Below are 8,569 nucleotides of genomic sequence, written 5' to 3'. Positions count from 1 at the left end.
TTTATTCTTTTCTTCATAATCTATTTGATCAAAAAGATCTTCTATTGGAATCGGTTTAAACAGGCTCTTCTTCATGATAAACTTTACCCACCATATTGAATAAACTATTGTTAGCCCTAAAAATATAAGGGTATACTTATAAATTTCAACCTTAATCACAGGATCCGGAAATATATTTAATATCACATATGTCATTCCAATAATGCCTATTACTTGAAATGTATACCCAAATGGCGATCTGAACCCTCTCTGAACATTTGGGTATTTCATACGTAAAATAATGACATTTAAGTGAGCAATAATATATGCAATCATCCAACATATACAACCGGCTAAAATCATTGTTGATAAGGAGGAGCTGTTTGCAATCCCAAGTAGTAAGAACGCAGCAAAGAGAAAGCATAATAACAGGATGGCTGTCCAAGGGGTTCTCCAGCGATTGAGCCGGCCAAACACCTTTGGCATTTGTCCTTCTAATGCCATGGCATAAATCATACGTGCTATTGAACTGATTAACGTATTTAATGTACTTGAAGTCGCAAGAATAGTAATTATCCCCATACAAATCATCCCTTTCTCCCCTAGAATTGCTTTTGCTGCATCTACATGAGGTGAGGATGATCCCGCTAATTGATCTAAGGGTGTATGCTTTATAGATGCCAATCCAAAAATTAAATCTGCTATAAAAATAATAAACAACCCTAAAATCATAGATAACGGAATATATATTTTTGGTTTTTTAACTTCTTCAGCCAATGGTGTTACAAATTCAGCTCCAACAAAAAGCCAAAAGGCAAGTGCCGTTAAGCTCAATACACCCCAACCCATTGGGTTAAACGCTGTTGAATTTGATATTGTTTGCCCTGAACCTATCCCTGATAACCCGATAATTCCTAAAATAACTGTTGAGCTAATTAAAAGAGTTGTTAATATCCTTTGTGTCCAGCTGAAGATTTGTACCCCAAACAAATTAACAAAACCAAGTAGGCCCACTACTAATAGAGAGACAACATTGGAATTGATTTCAAAAGGAAATACTTCGTTAAATACGATGCCCAGTATAGCGGCTTCTGCACTTCCCGCAAAAATTGTAACAAGTACATAGCCAGTTAAAACAGCAACCATTCCCACAAATGGACCCATTGCAGGAATCGTGTAGTGATTTAACCCCCCAGCACGAGGAACGATTCCAGACAGCTCAGCAAAAGAAAACGCTACACAAAGATTCAAAAATAACGCAAAAGCCATAGCGAAAATAAATCCTTTACCGCCTATCCCAAACCCCTGCCCTAAAGACACTAAAGCACTTGAACTCACTACAATACCAACAGCTGTAGCAACGGCTCCCCATAAGCCTATGGATCTTATTAATTGTTTTGTCAAAGGTTACATACCTCCTCTTTAGATACCATGCACTAAAGACCCCCTTTAGAAAGCGCTTCCAAATTCAGGTGGTAACTGAAATGGAGATTCCCATCTTACATAATTTTTTAATAAAGCATAAAATCCTTTCTATGGTTTTACGCTCTTAAAAGCCATTTAAGGATTTTTTCTTTATATATTCCTTAATAATATACAGCCGACCTCGAAGTGATGTCAATTATTTTTTTGAAAATTCCATATTTTCTAAATTAACAATTTATCCAAACACTTCGCTTGCTCCTCTTCTATGTATACAGTTTTTTAATCACTCCTTGTACTTCAGAAAAGGTGGATAATTGTTATCAAAGCTTGTCTTTCTTGTTATAATGATCAAGAGTGAAGATTTGTAAATAATCAAAATAATTCACATTCATATAACCTCAATATTGGTGGTGATTCTATGAAACCAAGAGCCGGAATCGTTGGACCAAGGCACTCAGTAGATCTTATCAGCGAAATCGCTAAGGAATACGATGACAACTTACAACTCGTCCCATTTATTTATCAAAATACTGAAGAAGCGACTGATATCTTAAAAAAGAATCAAAGCTTGGTTGACCTTTGGGTTTTTGCAGGTCCAGCTTTATATAGCCCTGCTCAAAAAAGCGGGTCTACACAACCGTTTTATTATTTACGCTTAGATGGAGCTAGTTTGACAAAAACGCTTGTAGAAATAGGTTATAAGGATGGTATTAGTCTTGAACGCGTTAGTATTGATATGCTTAGAAAACGTGATGTTTATGAGACTTATCATGATTTAAGCATTCCATGTGAACAAGTTTATGTACATGAATACTCACATGATACCCCCCTGAAAGACCTGTTAACTTTTCACCAAAAACTATTTACAGATGGAAAAGTAAACCTTTGCATTACTTGTCTGTATTCTATATACAAACAATTACTCTCAAAAGGTATACCTGCATATTGGGTTTCCCCCACTCGGAGTAACATTCGTGAAACTTTATCAATGGCAATCCAACAGTGGGAAACGCTACATTTTAAACAATCACAAATTGCGGCCATATTAGTGAAAGTAGAGAAGATGGAAAAAAGAACTGATTACAATTTGGTTTCTTATGATTTGCATAGATTAAATTTAGAAATACAATCAGCTGTATTAAATTTTTCAGAGTCTATTTCCGGTTCCTTTATGACACTAGGAGTAGGTACATTCATTATTTTTTCAACAAGAGGTTCTTTACAGAAAACAAGGCAACAAATCGGAACTCTGCTGGAAAAATTATCTTTTATAACTGATTCTCCTTCGAACGTTGGTATTGGTTATGGAGAGACTGCTTTAGCAGCTGAAGAAAACTCTCGTCTGGCTCTAAACCATGCACAAAATTATGACTCTTTTTGCGCCTTCCTTGTTGATGATAGAGGAACAATTGAAGGTCCTCTTAAAGAACAAGAGAGTATATCATTTGGCTATCGAACTGAAAATAAAGAAATTAGCGAAAAACTTAAACAGTCTGGTGTAACAATCACAACATTCAATAAGATTTTATCAGTTCAAAAACGAATGACGAACCACTCAATAACAGCGGCCATTCTCTCGGAATGGCTGAAAATGACACCAAGGAATGCACGACGAATTCTTAACGGTTTAGTTAATGAGGGGATTGCAGTGATCATTGGAGAAGAAGCTCCCACCACGAAAGGAAGACCTAGAAAGATTTATCGAATTAAAAGTGAACAAGAAATTAAAACAGAGCAAACTTAATTAATTACCTAGATCTAGTTTTTTCTATGAAGGAATTCTTACATTGAATAACGATGGTACGATGTCAATAAAATAACAGAAAATCTTACCTTACTGCCACGCCTTCTTACTGATCTCAGTGTAAAGAACGAGATCCTTATTCTTACACTGAGATCCGCTCATAATTATAAAAGGTAACCAAATTCTGCGTTTTTCACTTTGTTGTTTGATCATGTTTTAGTTTTTTCGCTAGATTCTTTCTAATAATGTATTACCAGCGATTCCAGGTTTGGTCATTTCGTATGCATCCAAAATATTATTTAATTCCCTTTTTGTTAGGATATTATATTGAAGGCATAACTCACGAATAGATTGACCACTTGCGATCGCTTCTCTAGCTATTTTCGTCGCTGTCTCGTACCCGATGTATGGATTAACTGCAGTTATAATACCTATGCTCTTTTCTACATATGTTTTCAGACGTTCTTCATTTGCTTTAATCCCTTCTAAACAATAGTTGGTAAAACTGCAAAAGCCATTTTCCATAATACTAATCGACTGTAATAAATTAAAAACTAAAACCGGCTCCATTACATTTAGTTCAAACTGTCCCGCTTCAGAAGCTAAGCAAATCGTATGATCATTGCCTATCACCTGAAAGGCAATTTGATTAATGAGCTCTGGCATTACCGGATTTACCTTTCCTGGCATAATAGATGAACCTGGCTGCCTTGCTGGAAGCATTATTTCTGAAAGTCCAGCACGCGGACCAGAAGCCATTAATCGTAAATCATTTGCTATTTTAGACATATTTATCATACACACCTTTAGTGTTGAGGAAACTTCTGTATATGCATCTGTGTTTTGTGTAGCATCAACTAAATGTAATGCATTAACCAATGGAAGGTCAGTAATTTCCGCTAGCTTTTTTACAACTTCAATTATATATTTAGGATCAGCATTCAATCCTGTCCCTACTGCAGTTGCCCCCATATTTACCTCAAACAAATGCTCTCGTGCCTTTTTTATCCGTTTAATGTCCCGTTCTATCACACGGTAATAGGCTTCAAATTCCTGTCCAAGCCGAATCGGAAGTGCATCTTGTAGATGGGTACGACCTATTTTAAGTATGTGCTGAAATTGTTCTGATTTAACTTTAACCACCGTCTTCATTTTACTCATCGTCTCTAGTAGTCTATTTAATAATTTCAGTGTTGCGATATGAATAGCAGTAGGGAACACATCGTTTGTTGATTGAGACATATTCACATGACTATTTGGACTTAAGTAAATATATTCTCCTTTTTTATGACCAAGTAATTCAAGAGCACGGTTCGCTAGTACTTCATTCATATTCATGTTCAACGAAGTTCCTGCCCCACCTTGAATTGGATCAACAATAAATTGTTCAAGCCACTTACCTGCAATTATTTCATCCGCTGCCTGAATTATTACCTTGCCCCTCTTGTTATCTAAATGTTTTGTTTCTAAATTTGTAATAGCTGCTGCTTTTTTAACTACAGCTAACGCTTTAATTAACTCTTCATGATGACGGTACCCGGTAATAGGAAAGTTTTCCACCGCGCGCATCGTTTGGATTCCATAATATGCATAATCCGGGACCTCTTTTTCTCCAAGAAAATCTCTTTCTATCCGCATTTGCTCCTTTAACATTCACTTCCCACCTACTAATTTGTATTTGTAATAAACTTCACTCTCTTGTGTACATACTGAATTATTAAAGTAAAAGAGGAATCAAAAAAGAGAGCTAAATTACTTTGCAGATAGCTCCCTTTATATTTAATACTTGTAGCCATTAAATGGTTTGCTTTGTTAATGCATTATCTAACTTAATAAGCCCTTGAAGTATTAAATTTCCAGATTTTTCGATATCAGAATGAAGACTAAGCTCTTCTGGACAATGACTTTTTCCACCAATGCTTTTGACAAATACCATTGATGATTTAGTGATAGATGCCATATGAGCAGCGTCGTGTACTGCCATGCTTGGTAAAATCGTATAAGGTTCATCCATTTCTACTGCAGCACTTTGTAAAATTGAAAGGATGTCTTTATCAAGATCAACTGGTTTTTGATCTAAAAAGACTTCTTGTTTAAGTTCAATTTTTCTTTTATTAGCAATATCATTGAATTTTTCTTGAATTTTGTTTACTCTATTTTTAATTAATTCTTCTGTACATCCCCTTACTTCAAAATTGAAATTAATTTCACCAGGAATAATATTTGTAGCATTCGGGTAAACATCTAGTCTTCCAACAGTACCAACTACTCCATTCATACATTCTTTACAAAGATGTTCAATCTCAAGTATCATTTCGGCCGCCGCTGTTAAAGCATCTTTTCTTTTATCCATCATAGTCGTTCCAGAATGATTAGATTCTCCTATTACCTTGACATTGCTACGATAAATTCCAGCCACCTGATCAACAATAGCCATGGAGATATTCTTATCCTCCAACCTTTGACCTTGTTCAATATGCAGCTCAATAAAAGCTTTTATCTTTTTTCTCAGCTCTTTCATTTTAGGAAATTCACCAAGTCCCCCACCCACTTTTTCAAGTTCCTCACTAAGCCATTTCCCTTTAGAGTTATGAACCCCCCTTATCTTATCAGCTGATAAACATCCCACAAACGACCGGCTTCCAAATGTTGATAAATTAAATTCGTTTGACTCTTCAGCTGTAAAAGAAACAATTTCAATATCATGGTCAAGGAAAACATCATTTTCCGTAAGCGTTCTCATTATTTCTTTTGCCATTAAAACACCTAGTGCACCATCATACCATCCTCCATTGGGAACGGAGTCCAAATGAGAACCGATGACAATACTCCCAAGATTATTCCCCACTCCTTTTCTCTTCCCCCAAATATTTGCCGCCCCATCTATCGTTACCGATAAGCCCAACTTCTTTAATTCGTCAATGAACATTTTACGCAATTCAATATCTGCATGGGAAAAGCTCGGCCTTGTCACTCCACCATCGGTAGTCTTTCCAAACTCAGAATACCTTTCTATGTCCTTCATTAGCCGATCAATATTCACTTTCACTATTGTGGAGCCTCACTTTCTATCTTCCTATACTTATACAATATTTTTATTCATTTCCTTTAACTCCATAGGAAGGTGCTTGTTCAGGGTCAATTGCTCTTATTTTATAGTCTTTAGCTTGTGGTCCATAAATTGACCATAACTTTTTCAGATCAGCTAAAGGGTTATCACTATAATCTACACGCAAGTCAACAAATGCAAAAGGAGTATCTGGATGATACACAATTAATGCAATAGAATGTTCTTGATCTAGCTCTCCCCCCATTTGAAAACCAAGCTCAATAGAAGAAATTAATCTTTCTGGCAATGATAGTTGTTCTTGTTTCGTAAAATGTGCACCCATTGCTTTCGGTATATTTGGGTCAGCTAGTAAATTCCCTATACAAGCAACATTTACGGCATGATATTCACCATGAATCCCAAGTGCTTTTTCACCAGTAAATACAGCAGAACCTCCAGTATTATCTACAGCAGCAAGCTGTCTAAACATGGAGAAATCTGTAGCAGCTACCATTGTTCGAATTGCAGAAGGTGCATCATAGCCTTTTTCTAACACAGCAAGACCAATGTCAGCTAATCTGGGATCAGTGACATTTTGCGTTAGAATCACTCCTACATTTGACCTTATCCAAGGACATCTAGCCCCAACAGCAGGACTGCTAGAAGTAACGATAGCACCTAACGCTCCCGTAGCTTCGCACCGTCCTGCCACAGAGAACGTATTTGTCATTTTCATTTTATGTCCTCCTATAAAATGTTGAATCAAGTTCTTTATCCTCTTTAATAAAACATCACTGAAATCTGCTTCTGAATTACTCTTCACTTATAACGGCTTCAACATCGATTTCTACAAGCATTTCAGGAAGTGCAAGTCCGCTAACGACTAATCCTGTGCTAACAGGGTACACACCTTTAAAATGTTTAGCAATAACACTATATACGTCCTTACGATAATTACGATCAGTTACATAGGTCGTAAGTTTACAAACATCTTCTAGTTTCCCTCCAGATTCTTCGAGAAGTTGTTTGATACATCTACAAGCATTCTCAGTCTGTGCTATAACATCATTTTCACCATGGAAGTTTCCTTCTAAATCAAAAGCTGTTTGCCCCCTCATAAAAATACGATTACCAGCACGAACAACCATAGAGAACTCATTCACTACATGATGGGATTCCTCTCCCATATGTGAAGGATAAAACTTATTAGTTTCAAATTTTCGGTATCGTTTAATTTCCATAATAAAACGCTCCTTTTTATTTGAATTTTAACAATATTTAAATCGCAAAAGAGTTTTCAAATGTCCCCGACATACAGTTAATATCCCCAAGTAATTTTTCTGCCTGAGCGTTTTCGCCCTTTAGCATAAGGTTTCGAATACGTGAAGAAGAAATTATTTTACCTTGTTCACATTTCAATGGATTTAATACGCCTACTTTAAAATGGCGACGTAAAATTTCGATGTTTCCTCTTTTATTTTTACCGAATTGAAAGTCAGGTCCTTCCCATATTTCAAGCGGATTTAATTCTTTTAATTCCTCAATGAAAACGAAAACATCTTTTTTCATGAACATTTCATCAAATTTACCAACAATTACGTGTTCGGCCCCCATCATCTTCAGACGCTTAAGCTTTTCATCTAAAGTAGTTAGCATCAAACAATCTTTTAAAAAGACTTTAGGAGGTGGATCAAAGGTATAAATAACAAAAGGAATTCCGAGCTTTTTCGCCTGTTCTTTAGTTTTACGAAGAAGTGCTTGATGCCCTTTATGAACCCCATCTAGGGCACCAATTGTAATCACTGATGCAGGAAGCTTCAAAGCTCCTGGTTTATAAATTTTCAATCTTTAACCTCCTTTTCAATCCCACAAATCTAGAAGGTTGGGATTGTCTTTTTCAAGTCAGCAGCTTTTCTAACCATTTCACGTTGCGCTTCCATATTAAAACTATTAAATACAGCTAAATGTTGGGCAAATGGTGGACTTTGTGCAAATAATTCGAAGGTTGTTCTATGCCCTGCATAAGAAGAGTTTAATAGATCTCTTGCAAAATATAACAATTTCCCTCGCTCTTCCGCAGTCCATTCACCTACAGAGTAGTATTGATCAATATATTGTTGAATTTCAGGATCTTCCATCGTTGTGGAGTCAGGTGTAACTGCTAACTGTCCGCCAACAAGTTCTCTTGTTAAATGAGCCATAGCCGGAAAATGAGACAGTGCAAAAACACGACCGGTATATAGGAGCGATTGATTAGGCATCATTAGTCCTCCAGGACTTCTTTCTGCTTCTGCAACAGCAGCAGTTAAATGAGCATTTATCCCTTCTCTATAATTAATCAATTGAGAGATTTTTTCTTTTACTGCTTGAAG

The 8,569-nt window shown here is 36.3% G+C and carries 8 protein-coding genes; 1 reads left to right on the top strand and 7 read right to left on the bottom strand.

What is annotated here, in order from left to right:
* Positions 1–1,383, bottom strand: a 1,383-nt coding sequence (locus BTA31_RS20510; protein WP_076793785.1) for an APC family permease, incomplete at its 3' end; no start/stop codon positions are given.
* A gap of 439 nt (positions 1,384–1,822) precedes the next feature.
* Between BTA31_RS20510 and BTA31_RS20505 the strand changes: the two genes are divergently transcribed.
* A complete protein-coding gene (locus BTA31_RS20505; RefSeq protein ID WP_076793782.1) occupies positions 1,823–3,148 on the top strand; it encodes a helix-turn-helix domain-containing protein in 1,326 nt (441 codons plus the stop codon).
* 228 nt (positions 3,149–3,376) lie between these two features.
* Here BTA31_RS20505 and aspA read toward each other — a convergent pair whose 3' ends face one another.
* The 6 genes from aspA to BTA31_RS20475 form a co-directional block, all read right to left on the bottom strand.
* Positions 3,377–4,801 carry an aspartate ammonia-lyase gene (gene aspA, locus BTA31_RS20500; RefSeq protein ID WP_076793780.1) on the bottom strand — a complete coding sequence of 475 codons (1,425 nt, stop codon included), beginning with the start codon at positions 4,799–4,801 and terminating at the stop codon, positions 3,377–3,379.
* A gap of 142 nt (positions 4,802–4,943) precedes the next feature.
* Positions 4,944–6,197 carry a M20 family metallo-hydrolase gene (locus BTA31_RS20495; protein ID WP_076793777.1) on the bottom strand — a complete coding sequence of 418 codons (1,254 nt, stop codon included), beginning with the start codon at positions 6,195–6,197 and terminating at the stop codon, positions 4,944–4,946.
* A gap of 46 nt (positions 6,198–6,243) precedes the next feature.
* A complete protein-coding gene (locus BTA31_RS20490; RefSeq protein WP_076793774.1) occupies positions 6,244–6,933 on the bottom strand; it encodes a DUF1028 domain-containing protein in 690 nt (229 codons plus the stop codon).
* Between the two features lie 76 nt (positions 6,934–7,009).
* Positions 7,010–7,438: a RidA family protein gene (locus BTA31_RS20485; protein ID WP_076793772.1), complete on the bottom strand. Its 429-nt coding sequence runs from the start codon at positions 7,436–7,438 to the stop codon at positions 7,010–7,012.
* 37 nt (positions 7,439–7,475) lie between these two features.
* Positions 7,476–8,042: an FAD synthetase family protein gene (locus BTA31_RS20480; protein WP_076793769.1), complete on the bottom strand. Its 567-nt coding sequence runs from the start codon at positions 8,040–8,042 to the stop codon at positions 7,476–7,478.
* Between the two features lie 29 nt (positions 8,043–8,071).
* On the bottom strand, positions 8,072–8,569 hold a 498-nt coding region (locus BTA31_RS20475), incomplete at its 5' end, for a 4-hydroxyphenylacetate 3-hydroxylase C-terminal domain-containing protein (RefSeq protein ID WP_275667517.1).

Source organism: Bacillus haynesii (assembly GCF_001969855.1).
Lineage (GTDB): Bacteria > Bacillota > Bacilli > Bacillales > Bacillaceae > Bacillus > Bacillus haynesii.
This window is presented reverse-complemented; position numbering and strand designations above follow the sequence as displayed.

Coding starts and splice junctions, on each gene's coding strand:
- BTA31_RS20505 (WP_076793782.1), top strand. CDS start 1,823: ATGAAACCAAGAGCCGGAATCGTTGGACCAAGGCACTCAGTAGATCTT.
- aspA (WP_076793780.1), bottom strand. CDS start 4,801: ATGTTAAAGGAGCAAATGCGGATAGAAAGAGATTTTCTTGGAGAAAAA.
- BTA31_RS20490 (WP_076793774.1), bottom strand. CDS start 6,933: ATGAAAATGACAAATACGTTCTCTGTGGCAGGACGGTGCGAAGCTACG.
- BTA31_RS20485 (WP_076793772.1), bottom strand. CDS start 7,438: ATGGAAATTAAACGATACCGAAAATTTGAAACTAATAAGTTTTATCCT.